The sequence below is a fragment of the Xanthocytophaga agilis genome (assembly GCF_030068605.1).
Taxonomy (GTDB): Bacteria; Bacteroidota; Bacteroidia; order Cytophagales; family 172606-1; genus Xanthocytophaga; species Xanthocytophaga agilis.
Map to the genome: position 1 here is coordinate 1,609,636 of NZ_JASJOU010000001.1, position 16,888 is coordinate 1,626,523.

General features: G+C 39.8%; 11 protein-coding genes and 1 pseudogene. 5 read left to right on the forward strand and 7 right to left on the reverse strand.

The genetic code is table 11. The features are described 5' to 3' along the window. The first annotated feature begins 1,023 nt into the window (after nt 1-1,023). The 3 genes and pseudogenes from QNI22_RS06600 to QNI22_RS06610 all read left to right on the forward strand — a co-directional run bounded on the left by QNI22_RS06600 (nt 1,024) and on the right by QNI22_RS06610 (nt 2,556). The gene (locus tag QNI22_RS06600; RefSeq protein WP_314509836.1) at nt 1,024-1,461 is read left to right on the forward strand and encodes a LexA family protein; all 438 of its coding nucleotides are present in this window, start codon (nt 1,024-1,026) and stop codon (nt 1,459-1,461) included. 168 nt (nt 1,462-1,629) lie between these two features. Next, a pseudogene (locus QNI22_RS06605) lies at nt 1,630-2,202 on the forward strand (Y-family DNA polymerase); the annotation flags it as partial. A 195-nt stretch (nt 2,203-2,397) separates the two neighbouring features. Then, entirely contained in the window at nt 2,398-2,556 is a 159-nt protein-coding gene (locus QNI22_RS06610; protein ID WP_314509858.1) for a DinB/UmuC family translesion DNA polymerase, read from the forward strand. On the opposite strand, the gene QNI22_RS06615 is transcribed toward QNI22_RS06610, so the two are convergent. Further along, nucleotides 2,495-2,791 carry a hypothetical protein gene (locus QNI22_RS06615; protein WP_314509837.1) on the reverse strand — a complete coding sequence of 99 codons (297 nt, stop codon included), beginning with the start codon at nt 2,789-2,791 and terminating at the stop codon, nt 2,495-2,497. The genes QNI22_RS06610 and QNI22_RS06615 overlap by 62 nt on opposite strands. A 172-nt stretch (nt 2,792-2,963) precedes the next feature. Next, nucleotides 2,964-3,806 carry an RHS repeat domain-containing protein gene (locus tag QNI22_RS06620; protein ID WP_314509838.1) on the reverse strand — a complete coding sequence of 281 codons (843 nt, stop codon included), beginning with the start codon at nt 3,804-3,806 and terminating at the stop codon, nt 2,964-2,966. Between the two features lie 398 nt (nt 3,807-4,204). On the opposite strand from QNI22_RS06620, the gene QNI22_RS06625 reads away from it, so the two are divergent. After that, complete coding sequence (locus QNI22_RS06625) at nt 4,205-5,263, forward strand: response regulator (RefSeq protein WP_314509839.1); 1,059 nt, start codon at nt 4,205-4,207, stop codon at nt 5,261-5,263. A gap of 437 nt (nt 5,264-5,700) precedes the next feature. Continuing rightward, the gene (gene mgtA, locus QNI22_RS06630; RefSeq protein WP_314509840.1) at nt 5,701-8,232 is read left to right on the forward strand and encodes a magnesium-translocating P-type ATPase; all 2,532 of its coding nucleotides are present in this window, start codon (nt 5,701-5,703) and stop codon (nt 8,230-8,232) included. A gap of 237 nt (nt 8,233-8,469) precedes the next feature. Here the strand turns inward: mgtA and QNI22_RS06635 are convergent, their stop codons facing one another. From QNI22_RS06635 to QNI22_RS06655, 5 genes are all read right to left on the reverse strand, one after another. Continuing rightward, on the reverse strand, nt 8,470-10,146 hold the full coding sequence (locus QNI22_RS06635) for a T9SS type A sorting domain-containing protein (protein ID WP_314509841.1): 1,677 nt from the start codon (nt 10,144-10,146) through the stop codon (nt 8,470-8,472). A 145-nt stretch (nt 10,147-10,291) separates the two neighbouring features. After that, nucleotides 10,292-12,772: a phosphoenolpyruvate synthase gene (gene ppsA / locus QNI22_RS06640; RefSeq protein WP_314509842.1), complete on the reverse strand. Its 2,481-nt coding sequence runs from the start codon at nt 12,770-12,772 to the stop codon at nt 10,292-10,294. A 217-nt stretch (nt 12,773-12,989) separates the two neighbouring features. Then, nucleotides 12,990-14,807: a L,D-transpeptidase family protein gene (locus QNI22_RS06645; RefSeq protein ID WP_314509843.1), complete on the reverse strand. Its 1,818-nt coding sequence runs from the start codon at nt 14,805-14,807 to the stop codon at nt 12,990-12,992. 226 nt (nt 14,808-15,033) lie between these two features. After that, nucleotides 15,034-15,768, reverse strand: coding sequence for a VIT1/CCC1 transporter family protein (locus QNI22_RS06650; protein ID WP_314509844.1), 735 nt, complete (start codon nt 15,766-15,768; stop codon nt 15,034-15,036). A gap of 371 nt (nt 15,769-16,139) precedes the next feature. Next, complete coding sequence (locus QNI22_RS06655) at nt 16,140-16,679, reverse strand: hypothetical protein (RefSeq protein ID WP_314509845.1); 540 nt, start codon at nt 16,677-16,679, stop codon at nt 16,140-16,142. Between the last annotated feature and the right edge of the window lie 209 nt (nt 16,680-16,888).

The following is a 16,888-nucleotide window of genomic DNA, read 5'->3' on the forward strand; positions in this document are numbered from 1 at the left end:
TTAGGGACGTGTGTTGTAAAGGTAATCTGTTAGGGATGTTTTTTGCAGACACAGGGTTTTATGGTTTGCCTTGTTGTTTACATTAGGTTGGTTTTTCTCCCTTTTGCGCTTGGAAACAGGGCAATTCAAATCTGAACGCAGGCTGCATCTTCAATAGGCCTTCTTTGCATCAACGGGACAAAATTAACCTAAATGTATCAAACAACAATATAGATTCAACCTATGGATTAAATGGAAAAAACCGTTAATGACATCGAAGAAAAATATCCGCTGGCGACAACTTCTGAAGGGATTGCCCATCACTGACCGCTCATTTAAGTTTGTAGAATAAAGAATACAGGTAGCAAAAAAGCAATACGACTCAAAACCCATATATTTATCACCCTCTTGGAGCTCTCTCTTTCCGAAGGTGCGCGACCCGGCCGCTACAGAACGGATTTTATTATGTATTCAGGATGCTAGGGATGAACTTGAAGAATGAACTTGTTGATTGAGCAGTAACACGCTTCTGCTGGCTTTCACGAACAAAATGGCTTACTCTCAAGAAAGGATCCGTTTACTCAGATAGACTTACTGAGACAAAAGCCCCTATTAGGCAAGGCCTCTATTACTGTACTATTTCTAAATCAGAAGAGTAATATATCTGCCTACTTTCTTCCGCAATTTCTTTTTATTTTTAGTAGAAGTTTGAAGGCTCACAACCGTGCCATATACCCAGCCAGGATTGTATCAGTATGGTATACATTGTGAAGTTTTCTTCATCTGTAAATCAAATCTCAAAGGTTCATAAAAGGGCTTAGTACATTTTAAACTTAACCACCTGACTCGCTTAACCACCTGACTCGCTTTAGCACCTATACTTAACTAGTATATATCTCTTATTTGTTTTATATTTATATAGGATATTTCACACCGGCTATATACATTTAGGATTTTTCTTAAGTAAATTCTGATAGCCTTTTATTCTCTACTTAAAAACAAGATCTAATAAGTTAAAAATACTTCTATTAAAGCTCTACCCCTATGAAAGTAGTTGACTATTTTGAGGCAGCAGAAGAATTGTTTCCAACTGCGCTCCCCTTATATGAAACGTATGTACCCATGGGGTTTCCTTCACCTGCGGAAAATTATACCGCTGCCAGCCTGGATATAGCAACGTATTTGATCAGACGTAAAGCAACTACCTACTATATAAAAGTAGAAGGTGATAGTATGTACCCTGTTATTCACAGTGGTGCACTATTAGTAGTAGATCGCTCCCTGTATCCAAGGGCAGGTGATATAGTGGTTGCTCTGATAAACCGGGAGCTGATGGTAAAGCGTATCCGCTATTCAGAAGAACAGATTTACCTTGTCGCTGAAAATGAAGCGTATCCTACTGTAGCCATTACTCATTATACAGATTTTGAAGTACAGGGCGTAGTAACCTTTGCCATAAACCAATTTAGGAAGTTTGACTAGTAACGGTTTAACTAGTACTAAAAATTGACTAGTCCTAACTAGTTGTAAATACACTACTAGATAAACAACCGTTTTCAGCTACCAATTTGGCTAGTGTCCATTTCATTTATATACCAGCTTCGATAACAGATTATTATTCCTACACTGATTATTCTACGCTAATTAACTATGATCGCACTTGTAGACTGTAACAATTTTTATTGCTCCTGTGAAACGGTCTTTCAACCCGACCTTCGGGGAAAAGCACTCGTTGTCTTGAGTAATAACGATGGAGCAGTCATAAGCAGATCTCCAGTAGCGAAAGATATGGGAATCCGTATGGGCGTTCCTTTTTTCCAGATTCAGGATCAGGTTAAAAAAGATTAAATACAAGTTCGTTCTTCCAATTATAAGCTCTATGGTGATATAAGTAGCAGAGTGATGAACTGCCTTGCTGAACTATGCCCTAAAATCGAAGTATATTCTATTGATGAGGCTTTTTTGGATCTATCCCTTATTCCTGCTTGTGATTTGGAATCCTTTGTAAACAGGCTTCAAACGACAATATATCAATGGACAGGCATACCCATTAGTATAGGAGTAGGACCAAGCAAATCGCTGGCCAAGGTTGCCCATAAACTAGCAAAGAAAAGCAATGGCATTTACCTGCTCGATAGTGATCAAAAAATACAGGAAGCGCTAGAGAAAACACCGATAGAAGAGGTTTGGGGAGTAGGCAGGAAATACAGTCAATGGCTAAAAGAAAATCAAATCACCAATGCCTATCAGCTGAGCAAGGCCGAAGTGGATTGGATCGGACAGCGCATGAAAGTCGTAGGAAAACGGTTAGTATATGAACTCAGAGGCAAACCCTGTCTACCCTTGGAGCTGGGGATGAAAAAGAAAAAAGGCATTTGCACCAGTCAAAGTTTTGGTAGTATGGTCACCGAATTGGATATGTTAAAAGAAGCTCTATCTAATTTTGTAGCAAGGTGTATGGAAAAACTCCGACGGCAAAAATCGGCGGCACGTATCATTACTGTTTTTCTGCGTACTAATTCATTCCGACGCGACTTGCCTCAGCAACAACTGTGTGCGGACTCCTTTTGCGAATAACGTTATATTGATCATTTTTGAATTCTGCTTTTTTCCCTGATGCAGTTTGACCGGGGTCTTTTTCAGTACCGTTCTTTGAATTTACTTGATCTGGTGCTTGATAAATCTCAAAATGCTCTTTTTGTCCGTTATCATTCGTATATGTTCCAACATCCCCTGCATGTGGAGACTCGTTGTCAGAAAGTTCTGTATAATTGTCATCTTTTGCTATTTTGTCGTAATCTTCCGTACTCATGTTTAATGCTTGCCCACCAAAAGCGTTTCCTGTACAATCACGTGAGCAATCTTTTATTGCCTAACCCTTTTGCTCACTACCATCATACTTCACTTTAATTTCGAATTTAACTGTATTTGAGGTAGCCCTGAAAGCTTTCAATTCAGTGCCTTTATCTGTTAATACCTTTCCTTCAACACCATAAATGATACACTTTCGTTACATTACCATCTTGATCTTCACGCGCATATTGAAGATGCCATCCTTCTTCACTTGTAGCAGTGAAAACAACATTTCCTTTCGGATCAGTAACTGTATTGCCATCTGGATCAACAAACCGCATTGGATTATTAAGTACAAAACTATAAGGCGAATACTCCGAATATTTATTGGCAACAGGATCATTTACATGCCATCTACCCAGTTGCGCATCATACATTCTAGCTCCATAATCCATCCAGTTCAATCCAAACTCTTCCTGCTTTTCCTTTCCATTATACTGAAACTTGTGATTAGGATTGCCCTGCGTTTCAATGCCTGCCAGATTCAATCCCCACGGATCGTAATGATTTTCCTGTACAATCAGATCCCTGCTATAACTGATCTTGATATCATCAAACCAAACCGCTCTTTCACTTTCATTGGCTAGTAGAATCTGTACATAGCCATCTTCTGTGGCTACATGGGATAAGTATAACTCTTCCCAGCCTTCTGAAGCAGCTTGCGTAATTTGGCGGATTTTACACTGTTCTCCTAGTAACTGATATTCTTTATTATAGACCAGTATTTTCAGATAACCTATCGGTTCTGATCCTGCTTGAGGCATAGCCATATTGGCACTGATTCCGATCTGCAAGTTACCAAAAATATTCTTATTGGTTTCTGTTCCTGCTACAGGAGTAGTGCTTATGGGAGAACCAATGAATACACCCAATAGATTGCGACCTGAGCCGGAAGACGACGACTCAAAGTAGGCAAAGGACCAAGCTACACCAGTTAGATAGCTATTTTTTCCAGTGATTTGGGGAACATACAAATAAGCTGGCTTTACAATTTAGCTTACACCCTCAGATGAGTATTAGTTAAGTGAATACACACTAAAGCAATCCTTCAAAGAAAAGAAATAAAACAGACCCCTCATGCAGCATGAGGGGTCTGTTTTAGAAACCATTCATTACAGAAACTCCTGTCTACATATACCTTCTTGCCATTTTTATTTATATGATACCAACTTCCACGCAATGACATAAGTCATTCAAAATGTTGCTTTTATACAATTCTTATTAAGAATATAGTTTTTATCTTTATTCTTATCTGTAGTCTACATCCCAAACTATGCCTTCGATGATAGTGGAGTCAAGTGAATCATTCAGCTTACAAATTCTTAATCAGAAAAATAGCCATTGTTGCTCTCATTGAAACAACCACCTTCCTATGAAAACCATTCTGATTATTGAAGACAACCCCAATGTATTACTGAATATAACAGAGATTCTGCAGTTGTCTACTTACCAGGTTTTGCAGGCATGTAATGGAAAAGAAGGTGTCGAACTGGCACGCACCCACAAACCGGATCTGATTATTTGTGACGTAATGATGCCGGAATTGGATGGATATAGTGTTTTACATTTATTACAAAGCGATCTGGAAACTGCCTGTATTCCGTTTATCTTTCTAACAGCCAAAGCCGAAAAAGATGATTTGCAGAAGGCGATGGGACTAGGTGCAGATGGCTATCTGATCAAGCCCTTTGACGACGTTGCCCTACTGGAAACAGTAGCAATGCGGTTAAAAAAAACAGAGTACTTAAAAAATGAGTTAAGACCACAGGTTAAAAACCAAGTTACAATACTTGGTTCTGGAAGAAACCATTCAGGCAAGTTACTATCAGCAGAGTCAATAAGGGATAAAAAAATAATTCATCTTCGTAAAAAACAATTCCTCTATCTGGAAGGAGATTATCCTTCAGCAATGTATAGCATTGACAAAGGCAAAGTAAAAACCTTTAAAACCAATGTTGAAGGTAAAGAATACATTACGGCGATTTATAAGGAAGGCGATTTTTTAGGCTATACCGAGATTATTGAAAACTGTAATTATACGGAGGCCGCCATGGCAATGGAGGAAACAGAACTCTCTATTATTTCCCGGCAGGAATTTCACACTCTTTTGTCTTCCAGTCCAGAAATAGCAACTACATTTATCCGCACACTGGCGGCAAATATTCTCGAACGGGAAGAACGTTTATTACAACTAGCTTATAATTCAGTCCGAAAGCGAGTAGCGGATATTCTATTGTTTTTGATGGAAAAAGAAGGCTGTGCAACAGAGTTACAGGTTGCCCGTGAAGATTTGTCTAATCTTGCCGGTACATCCAAAGAAACAGTCATTCGTACACTATCTGATTTTAAGCAGGAACGATTGATTGACATTACCAAAAATGGAAACATTCTGTTTTTAAATCCGGATAAACTTCGGGTATTGAAAAACTAAAACAGACCCATTGGAAAATTTACCATTCCCGGATTGCTATTATTTGTCTTCAGGGGATTATTACCCATATTATATTATTTCCCATGCAAACGACGTATGACTTACTATGGAAGCTTTTTGGTAGTTTCTCACTTTTTACCAAGCATCTTTGGGTCTGGATTGACTTCTCAGTATAGCGGATGTGCTGTTACGAATTTACATTCAATTACTCTTAATTCAATTACTGTTAATAGGTTATCAAAGTATAGACAACCCCAATAACCTTAATGGCACTTATTGAGATTGCTATCCTTATCCTGACCCTTTTGTCTTTCATTGCCCTCTTTTACCATTTGCTTAATGGATAAAAGCCATTTAAATCCATTGTAATTAGCCTTGTAGTTATCTGTTACCGATCAAGTTACAACCAATTATTAGTGTTCACCCTGTATTTGAAGATGATATCGATTGAAAAATTCTGGAGTCTGTCACCTGAGATACTTTTTTCTCACCTGAAGACTCATACAAATGGGTTGACAGATACTCAGGCAATCAAACGTCTACAAAAGCAGCAGAAGCAAAACCATATTCGAAAAGCCTGGCAGAGAGATATTTTACTACTGTTATCACAGTATAAAAGCCCACTTATTGGGCTGTTACTATTAGCGGTAGTATTGTCTTTGGCTGCTGGTGAATACTCAGATAGTCTGATAGTGATTATTGTCTTGCTTTTTACTGGCTTACTTGGTTTTTTTCAGGAGCGTAATGCAGGACGGGCAGTGGAAAAGCTGCAAGCATTGGTACATATCAATGCCCAGGTAAAAAGAGCTGGAATAGTGAAACAAGTTCCTATCCATGAAATTGTTCCCGGAGATATTGTTTTGCTCAGTGCAGGCAATATTATTCCCGCAGATGCCTATATTCTCGAATCCAATGATTTACATGTAAGCGAATCCGTACTGACAGGAGAATCGTATCCTACAGAAAAACAAGTCGGCATTTGTAGCGAAAATCTTTCTCTTTCTCAGGTTAAGAACGCTGTTTTTCAGGGAACAAGTGTGATCAGTGGGTCTGCAACTGTCTTAATTGTACAAACAGGACAGCAAACCGAGCTGGGAAAGATTGTTTCTTCACTGGAAACTGCCAGTGAAGAAACCTTTTTTGAAAAAGGCATCCGAAGGTTTGGTTATCTGCTTATGCGGCTGACACTGATTATTTGTCTATTATTAGTAATAGTAAACGTAGGGTTAGACAAACCCTTTATGGATTCGTTGTTGTTTGCCTTAGCCCTTGCAGTTGGAATCGCCCCTGAGTTACTACCTGCCATTGTAACGATTACCTTATCTGCAGGAGCACGCCGGATGGCTGCCCGAAAGGTGATTGTAAAAAAGCTTAGTGCCATCCAGAATATGGGAGCAATTACTATTCTGTGCTGTGATAAAACAGGAACGCTCACAGAAGGAAATGTAGAGGTAAATTCTGTAGTTGGAATAGATGGTCAGTACAGCTCTAAAACTTCCATATATGCCCATTGGAACGCAGTGCAGGAAAGTGGGTTTTGTAATCCTATCGATGAAGCACTGAGAAAACTGACCAATACTGATATAAACTCATGGAATACAAAGCTGTATAAAAAAACAGGTGAGCTTCCTTATGATTTCATACGTAAACGGTTGAGTATTGCTCTAATCATTGAGAACCAACAACTACTAATTACCAAAGGGGCGGTAGACAATATAGTAGCCTGTTGTAGCTATGCTGAAGAGCCTGATGGAAACAAGGTTGCTATAGACTCAGTACGATCTAGTTTGCAAAGACAAACAGAACAATTCTGTTCACAGGGACTACGTATCATTGGGGTTTGTTACAAACCCATCTCTTTCGATATAAATGTGAGTAAGGAGCAGGAAAAAGAAATGATATTTTTAGGGTTTATTACCTTTGTGGACCCTCCCAAACAAGGTGTTGTTGAGTCTGTCAGAAGACTTAAAGAAACAGGCATTGCGCTTAAACTCATTAGTGGGGATAATCGCCTGGTTGTAAAACATGTGGCTACTCAGATTGGACTGCGTTGCCAGACCATTCTGACCGGATCAGACTTACACCACATTTCCAGTCAAGCTCTTGAGCGAAAAGTAGAACAGGTAGATGTTTTTGCAGAAATAGAGCCTTCACAAAAAGAACGCATTATCAAAGCTCTTCAGCAAGGAGGAAGTACAGTAGGTTATCTGGGGGATGGGATTAATGATGCCAATGCCCTTAAAGCCTCCGACGTTGGTATTTCAACAGAAAATGCGGTTGACGTAGCCAGGGAAGCGGCCGATTTTGTTTTACTGGAAAAAAATATAGATGTACTCTGTGAAGCCATAGTTGAAGGACGCAAAACCTTTGTCAACACCCTAAAATACATCTTTGTGACAACCAGTGCCAATTTTGGTAATATGTTCAGTGTAGCTGTATCCTCACTTGTGCTACCCTTTTTGCCACTTCTTCCCACTCAGATTTTGCTTACCAACTTTCTTTCAGATATTCCTTCCCTGGCTATAGCCTCAGACAAAGTAGATGCAGAACTTATTGCCAAACCAAGAAAATGGGATATGAAAATTATTCAGCGGTTCATGTATGTATTTGGCGTACAAAGCTCATTGTTTGACTTTCTGACCTTTTATATTTTGTTAGCAATATTTCACACAAAACCTAAAGAATTTCGGACGGGTTGGTTTATCGAATCGGTAATTTCTGAAATTCTTATTCTTCTGGTAATCCGTACACGCCATCTGTTTTTTCAAAGTCTGCCCAGTTCCTACCTGATTTGGGCCAGCCTAATTACCTGCAGTATAGTATTTGCTTTGCCTTATTTACCTTTTGCGTCTGCCTTTGATCTATACCCTCTATCTGGTAAACTCTTGGCTGCCATGGTAGGGATTGCTATTTTGTATATTGTCTTGACAGAAATTACCAAGCGGTTATTTGTTAAAAGTATCTTGTAAGGGATTCTTGCTTGTTGAAAGTTTGGAAATAATTTGTAACTAAAATCAACAGATATAGTAAGCCATACAGTTGTACTAAGACTGCTGAGACGGGTCTTATTGAGATGGTTTGCATAGTGAAAACCAGGCAGAATTATAGTCAATAAAGTATAGCTATACACTTCTGTGTGCAATACCAAAAAATAAACTACTAGAATCTTCTAGTAGTTTATTTTTAAGAGAGGCGATGAGCTTAGACTACTCTTGCTTTACAAATTTAAACTGTTCCTCAGCCCGGTTTTTGTGCATAATCAGAATCAGGTATAATCCGGATCGGAGTTTGTCGCCAACTAACAAGCTCTGTCCTCCACGTAGTTGTTTTTCTTCTAGGATTCTTCCATCCAGACCTATTACCTTTATGTATGCTTGCTGGTAACGGGCAGATAAATACAGCGTTGTCTGATCTGAAGCCGGATTGGGAAAGATTCGGGAGGGTTCCATTTCCAGACTTACCGATTCTGCTGCATTTAGCTGACTAATCCGGGCAGAGGAGCTTGTTTGATTCGCTTCCAAAGAGCCGGTATTAACGGAACTGACACCGGATGATCCGGTCATAAAAGAAATAGTATTGGATACATCTGCTCCTATAGGTGTGATTCCCCGACCCCGGAAGTAGACTGTCAACTGATAAGATGTATTAGGCTGGAGTGGATGAGGCACTGCCCATGCATATACACCTGCCCCTACCTGTTCACTGATTGCTTCTCCCCCACCTCGCAGCACATAAAGAATGTTTTCCAGTGTGCCACACGCCTTATCGGGAAAGGGCTTAACCCTGATTACCGGAGAAAGCGATACTTGGGTTTGATCAGCCAGAGGATAGATAAACTCAGGGGTAGGATTGTCTCTGGCAGGAGTAAAAATGGTAAAGTATTTTTGTTTTAACAGGTGGTTAGTAGTATCATAGGTTTTTACTTCAATCAGATATTGAGTCAAAGGATGAAGCGTATTGAAAAAAGCCAGACTGATATTGCTTACTGCTTCCTGAGCAGTAAGCTTGCCTCCGGCTGATCCGATTAAAGTTCTGGGATCGTTTAAGAAGATATTCACTACCAGACTTCTGGCATCGGAATGATTAGGGTTCACAGTCACACCTGTATAGCGACCACAGATAGGGATTGAATCAGAACCGGGAGCCGGTGAGACCAGAATAGGATCTCCAGCCAGCTGTGACCCTTCCGCTGTCCGAAATGATAGGTGGCTTACCTGATCATAGGGAGAAAAATAATCTGTCTGAAACATAACACTTACATCATAGTCAGTATTAGTATCCAGCATCTTGGGTACTTTCCACTCATAGACGGCTCCATCCAAAGTATCTATCTGCAAATCATTGCCCTTCCAGTCTGCAGGATGGCGATCAAGCAAATAAATAACCCTGCCTAAAGTACCACAGGAGGTATAAGGCTTTAACCGAATGGTTGGAGTTAAGCCAACATCTGTAGCCCCTTGGGCTGGATAGTCAAACAGTGGTTTACTACCACCCGTTGAGCCTGTTGCAAAAATGGTAAAGTACCGCTGTCCGATAAATACACCATTCTGACCAAGTGTTTTGACCTCAATCAGGTACTGCCCATTTTCCAGAAAGTATTTATAGGGATAGGTGGATACTTCCATGTCTTGAGTAGCCTGTTCAGGAGTCGGAATAAGTTTGGTAAAGGTGTAAAGAAGCTGACGAGGATCGTTTTGAAAAACAGAAACATAAATCAGCCGGGCTCTTTTATCATTGGCATTGACAATAAATGTTTTTGAATCAGTACAGGTATTAAATACAGAACGATCCTTTGGGTAAATCAGCTTAGGTGTTGCTGCACAGGTAAGCAAAAACATGCAGGGCAATAGGAGAAGGCCTGCAAGAGAATAGATCTTTTTCATAGAGGATTGCAGTTAAGTGTACCTATCAAAATGAAAACTATTTTATAGAAAAAGTCGGATAAACGGGTAGTTTTCAGACCTTTTCAGGTTGCCCGATTTAATATCATCAAATTGACTATAAGTAAATTGACAGTATGAGAAGTAGCTATGATTGATAATGCTGATTGATTGACATGCTCTGCTCTGTCTGGTTGACAGTAAGCAATCCTTTCAAAAAGGCATCGGGATTAAAGGAGATACTGTCAATGCCATTTTCAATCAGAAAGTGTGTAAACTCAGGCAGATCACTGGGAGCTTGTCCGCAAATTCCGACTGGTTTACCCATTCGGTGAGCAACAGTGATCAGTAGTTCGATCAGTTCCAGAACAGCCGGATCGTTTTCGTTAAATAACTCAGAGGTAGAAGAAGAGTCCCGATCTATACCTAGTGTAAGTTGTGTAAGATCGTTGGAGCCAATGGAAAATCCATCAAAAATCTGAGCAAAGTCTTTGGCAAGCAGAATATTACTTGGAATTTCAGCCATCACATAGACTTGCAGGTTGTTTTTGCCCCGTTCCAGCCCATAGGACTGCATTCGGTCCAATACCTTTTTGCCTTCCTGAATGGTACGGCAAAATGGAATCATTACTTTTACATTGATGAGTCCCATCTGATCTCGTACTTTTTTGATAGCCAGGCATTCGAGGGCAAAACCATCTGTATAGCGCGGATCATAATAACGGGAAGCTCCCCGAAAACCAAGCATAGGATTTTCTTCTATAGGCTCGAAGGTCTTACCTCCTATCAGGTTTGCATATTCATTGGTCTTAAAATCACTCATGCGGACAATCACCAGTTTGGGATAGAAGGCAGCAGCAACAGTTGCTACAGCTTCAGATAGTTTATCGACAAAAAATTGTTTCTTATCTTGGTATCCCCTGGTAGCCTGTTCAATTTGGCTCTTCTCCTTGTCTGAAAGCGAATCAAAATGAGCCAGTGCCATAGGATGAATACCTATCGAATTATTGATTATAAACTCAAGTCGCAGTAAACCTACGCCCTCATTGGGGTAAAGCGACAAACGGAAAGCTTGATCGGGATCTGCCAGAATGAACATGGCTTTGGTTTGTGGTTTATCGATCTGAGAGAGGTTAGTACTTTTTTCTGTCCATTCCAGTGCACCTTCATAGACCTGCCCGTTTTGCTCATCTGTACAAACTACTGTAACCAGGCTACCATCTGCAATGTTCTCGGTTGCATTTGTGGTACCTACCACAGCCAGTGCTCCCATCTCACGGGCAACAATGGCTGCATGGCTTGTCCTTCCTCCACGGTTGGTTACAATAGCAGACACTTTTTTCAAAATCGGATCCCAGTCTGGATTGGTAATATCTGTGATCAGAATATCTCCAGCTTTCAACTCCCTTACCGCGGCATCCTGTGGAGAGTCAATAATACGGGCAGTTCCACTGATAATCCGATTTCCGATACTTTTTCCATTTGCCAGTAGCTTGCCCTTCTGTTTGAGAGTATATTCTGTTAATATTAACTGTTGTTTCTGCTGACTAAAAACAGTTTCAGGTCTGGCTTGTACAATATATATCTTTCCATCCAATCCATCTTTTGCCCATTCAATATCCATAGGATGACCGTAATGATTTTCAATAATCTGACCCCAGACTGCCAGTTGTTTGATTTCCTGATCACTAAGCACAAACATATTTCTTTTCTCTACAGGCGTTTCAATATTGACAACTGAACTTTCTATTTGTTGTTCAGCCTCTGACCCTGTATGTAGCTCACTACCATCATGTAGCTCAGCAGATTGATTCTGAGCATAGATCATAGTAATGGATTTAGAACCAAGTTTTTTAGAGAGAATGGCCTGTTTGTTTTGCTCAAGAGTGGGTTTGAATACCATAAATTCATCCGGATTGACTGCTCCCTGCACGATATTTTCGCCCAAGCCCCAGCAACCTGTAATCAGAATAACATCCCTGAAGCCTGAATCCGGCTCAAGGGTAAAACAAACTCCCGAACTGGAAAGATCAGATCGGACCATCTTTTGTATCCCTATTGACAGAGCAACCTTCATCGAATCAAACCCATGATCATATCGGTATTTAATGGCTCTGTCTTTGAAAAGAGAAGCATAACAGCGAAGGCAACTTCTTAACAACTGTTCTTCATCCGTAATATTGAGAAAGGACTCATGCTGCCCGGCAAAGCTGGCATGAGGCAAATCCTCGGCAGTAGCAGAACTGCGAACAGCTACCTGTATAGGGTGTGTATATTTGCCTTGTAAGTTTCTAAATGCTATCCGGATTTCAGACTGGAGTGAAGGGGGAAGTTGCCCCGAAAGAATCAAGTTACGGATATACTCCCCTGTTTGCGCCAGATTGCTGTACTCGTTTGTATCAAGCTGAGTTAATGCCTGATGAATTTTTTCATACAGGTGATTGTATTCTAAAAAGTCATAGTAGGCCTGTGTGGTAGTGGCAAAGCCATCAGGTACCAGAACCCCTTTCCCTGCAAGGGCAGTGAACATTTCACCTAAGGCCGCATTTTTACCCCCGACCTGGCTTATCTGGGAGATCGTAATGTTTTGAAAAGGAAGGATATAAGTTGTGACAAGTGCTGTTTCCATGATGGTAGGTTGTAGAATAATCAGTGAGTAGAATAATGAATTAATAGGACTAAGCTAAGCTGCTTTTGGCATACAAAGAATGAGAAGGAAGGCAGGTTGCGATGATCTACATTCCATATGTCGATGATGAAAATCACTGATTTACTATCAGAAAACTTTGTCTGTCAGGCACTTTGTCTATAAGCAGGCGATCTTTAAGGATTGAAGATTTGCAAAGTCAATGCTTGTAGATATCTGCTTTATTTGATGCTTCTACATTTGATGCTTCTACCAGATGCATTGGCTTTACTGGATGTGACGTTTCTGGCTGATTCCAGAGACTAAGTAGTGCCTTGTCTTTTTGATAAATATCCGGATAATAACACAAACTATTTTTTTTCACTCCACAGGTATAATAGCGGATGTGAATAGGAAAAGGACTTTTCAATATATACTGTCTGCGCTCCCGTTTTAGTTGGCATTGTTCAATCAACTGACGGGTAACCATTTGCTTGCTATGTTCACGTTTGAGTAGGTAGGTGGCAAGTTCTGCCGGATCTTCCATACGCATGCAACTATGGCTAAGTGCCCGATAGACTTTGTCAAACAGTTTCCTGGCAGGAGTATCGTGAAGATAAAAACTATACTTATTGGGAAAATGAAAGATAATATTTCCTAGGGCATTATCACAACCTGACTGTTGCCGGATGGTATATGGAAAGTTTTGTGGAGTAATCTTATTCCAGTCTAGAGTGTAGGGATCTATCACATTACTCTTCTGATCGAGCATCATCAAATGATTGTCAGAGAGAAAACTTCTATTGTTCTGAATCCGGGGAAGCATCTCTTTGAGAACAATACTGCGGGGAACATTCCATTCGGGCGCTATGACAAAATAGGTGATAGCACTACTTAGTATGGGAGTGGGAGAATCGGGCTTTCCTACTATTAATCTACGACTCAGCAGAATCGAATCTGCCTGATACAAACGCAGTTCATATTCGGGAATATTTATCAGAAGATAGGAACTGTCTTGCAGATTATCCCAGCGCAGGCGCTCAAGGTTGATACATAGCTGCAAAAAGTTTTGCCAATTGTTGCGGCCCAACACTGCAAGCGTTGTTTTATCTGGTTTACCCGTCAGCTCCAGTCCATGACTTTGCTGAAAAAGCTGGAGGGTAGGTCTAATCAGTTCGTATTGTTGTTTTATCGGTAATGTATCTGGAAAGTTCACCTGCCAGCCACTATGGGTAAGTGCCTGCTTCACAGTCAGAAGGAGTTGTAGTGAATCGCGTCCGAGAGTTCTAAACGAGAAAGAGGCTGTATCCATCTGATGCATTTGCACAAATCGGGCTGTTGCATGTTGCAGAACTTTATACAAAGGCATGCTCGGTTGACAAGTTTGAAAATACTGCTCCCATTGTAAGTCCTCTATGACCTGCTCAAGTCTCTGCATTCCTTCTTCACAGATCCATCGGGTATGTATAACAGGTAGTAAAGAAGTAGAGTTAATTCTCCCATTGGCTAAATCAGCTGTAAATAGCAAAAGACTTTCTGTGAAATGAATATCCCATTGGGCCAATAGATGTGCCTGCCGTGTTTTCTGTGTGGTATTTTGTGAAGAGCGATAGAGATCTTCTAGAACAGATACTCGATAAAAATGAGAAAGCAACCCAAAAGCTTCTGGATGATACAGACGGACAATAACACTGTCTGCAGCTGTGTTTTGCAAAAGATTACTGCTCCAGATGGGCTGCCAGCCACGTTTTTGATAAAAATCAGCTAAAACAGCTTGCAAATTTCTGGTTTGAACAGGCAATGAATCTAGAGAATGAGCGTCTAGAGAATAAGTATGAGCAGTGTCCAAAAGCTGCTGAATATATTGGCTAACCAGTTCATTGCCAATTTGTATGCTATCCGATTGAAAAGGATTTTGAACGAGCTTCCATGAAGAATATAAAATATCAGACCGTTTCAGATCATATTTGCAATAAAAGTAGAAAAGCGAAACTGTTGCTAGTACTACTAAAAAGATTGATCGGTTCCGTTTATCCATTTGCCAGTATGATATGAACCAGTAAGAAATAAGGTTAATGTGTTGCCAGGTTATGATCTGTTTATAGTGTAAAAGTACTTATCTGGAAATGGGAAAAAATGATATAAGGCAACTACTGGACTGATACATAGCTGACATTGGTTCTACATATGATATAGAAACTAATGAGATAGCTTAAGCACACTCTAGTATTTGTAAGTAGATAAATTATTGGAAAATTAAACTATCAGGAAATAATATTTTCTAGAAAATCACCTATATAGTAAGCCACCAAAGCTGCAGATACACCTAAAAAAACAGTTTCGACAATTCCTTTCCATCTGCTGGTTTCGTTTACATAAGTTTTAAGAAATCCGACAAGGGCAAATGCAATAGATGTGAATAAACAGGAAGTTGGAAACAAGTATTCTTTTTGGATTGAAATCACTAAATCCAGTACATATGGAAAGATAGGTATAAACCCAACTGTCAGAAAGGAGAAAAATGTAACTACAGCCATCAGAAAAGGAGGCTTCGTACTGGGAATCATTTCCAACTCTTCTTTCATCATCAGATCCACCCATCGCTCTCTATCAGAGGTTATAACCGTAACAATCTGCTCAAGCAACTCTCCATGAAAACCTTTATCGGCAAATATCTCCCGGATTTCATTCTGCTCCTGTTCGGGTAAGTGATCTATTTCCCAATACTCAATTCTTTTTTGTTTCTCATAGTTGTCCCGTTCTGATTTAGCTGAAAGATAGCTCCCCACAGACATAGAAAAGCCGTCCGCAAACAAGTTAGCAAAACCCAGAATAATGACAACGGAGGAAGATAAACTGGCTCCGGTTGCTCCTGCTACTACAGCAAAGGTGGTTACGCTTCCATCAATACCTCCAAATACAAATTCACTCAGATAATCCTGAATATGTGTGAAAAATGTTTTTTGGTGGTGCAGAACGCTTTCTGAATGTGTTTGCATATCTGAGTGTGTTTACATAGACGTCTAATGTTTGCTATCAGGTATAAATAAATTCCACCTTCTATAATCTGATAAAACGGTTCTATCAGTAATTGTATGAGTAGGTTTTATAAAAAATGCAACCTTACGTTCAGGTTGCATTTTGCGATTGACTCTGTTTGTTCGACAAACAAATGCTACAGAAAATTTTTCCTCTATTTTAGGAATGGAAGGTCTGAAGATAACTACATGCATATTCTTAATTAAAAACAATAACTATTTTCCCTGCGGATAATATATTTCTGTAGTAAACGAGCCAGATCAAAAGTAACTGGTTAAATTACATTGATTGCACCAGTTAGATAAGTAGAGTAGTAAATAGGCAAAGTAGATTAGATAGGTAGGTCTTTTTTAATCTGACCTGTAGGATCTAAAAACAGTGTTTTCCGGGAGATTCCTTTTTTGAGCCGTATTTTGTAGAAAATAGTGTATTGCTTGTCATCTGTGATCTGCTCTTCATTGCCAATCATCTGCCAGCCATCGAATTTGGAAACCGTACTTCTTACCTGATCTGGAAGCTTTCCGTTTTTAATCACCTTCCTAATTCGTAACAGGTTTCCTGATTTATCATAGACTGCCGTTTGGATGGCATCTTTGGTCTTGACTTCTACCTGATAATAATTAATATCTACTGTCGAGATAGCTTTATTACTTTCCACTGTCCACTGCTGACCAAAATCCTTTTCTGGCAGAAAAGACAAACTACGGCTAATGGCAGTGGGAAAATCTTTTTTTATCGCATCAAGAACGGCTTTCGGTTCCTGATTTTTCTTCACTACCCGAAGGGTCACCTGTTCCTCGTTCTGTGCAATTGAAGGAAGACCACTGAGTAGCGTGATTAGGGAAAGGATACAGAAAATTAGCTTTTTCATGTTCAGTCATTTTAGGGTAAGTATTAGTGCTAAAGGATGTTTTTTACTGGAAGCTATTATTGACTTCATTTATAGAAAGATATATACTACTAGACAATTTTAAAAATAGTTGATTTTTTAGGAAAGCGCTTGAGCAGATACTCTCGAAAATCGACTAGACAAGTGAGCTTTTCTTTGAGTTTTTGTAGCCCATCACGAAAAACAGACAC

Coding starts and splice junctions, on each gene's coding strand:
- QNI22_RS06600 (WP_314509836.1), top strand. CDS start 1,024: ATGAAAGTAGTTGACTATTTTGAGGCAGCAGAAGAATTGTTTCCAACT.
- QNI22_RS06610 (WP_314509858.1), top strand. CDS start 2,398: ATGTTAAAAGAAGCTCTATCTAATTTTGTAGCAAGGTGTATGGAAAAA.
- QNI22_RS06615 (WP_314509837.1), bottom strand. CDS start 2,791: ATGAGTACGGAAGATTACGACAAAATAGCAAAAGATGACAATTATACA.
- QNI22_RS06625 (WP_314509839.1), top strand. CDS start 4,205: ATGAAAACCATTCTGATTATTGAAGACAACCCCAATGTATTACTGAAT.
- mgtA (WP_314509840.1), top strand. CDS start 5,701: ATGATATCGATTGAAAAATTCTGGAGTCTGTCACCTGAGATACTTTTT.
- QNI22_RS06635 (WP_314509841.1), bottom strand. CDS start 10,146: ATGAAAAAGATCTATTCTCTTGCAGGCCTTCTCCTATTGCCCTGCATG.
- ppsA (WP_314509842.1), bottom strand. CDS start 12,772: ATGGAAACAGCACTTGTCACAACTTATATCCTTCCTTTTCAAAACATT.
- QNI22_RS06645 (WP_314509843.1), bottom strand. CDS start 14,807: ATGGATAAACGGAACCGATCAATCTTTTTAGTAGTACTAGCAACAGTT.
- QNI22_RS06650 (WP_314509844.1), bottom strand. CDS start 15,768: ATGCAAACACATTCAGAAAGCGTTCTGCACCACCAAAAAACATTTTTC.
- QNI22_RS06655 (WP_314509845.1), bottom strand. CDS start 16,679: ATGAAAAAGCTAATTTTCTGTATCCTTTCCCTAATCACGCTACTCAGT.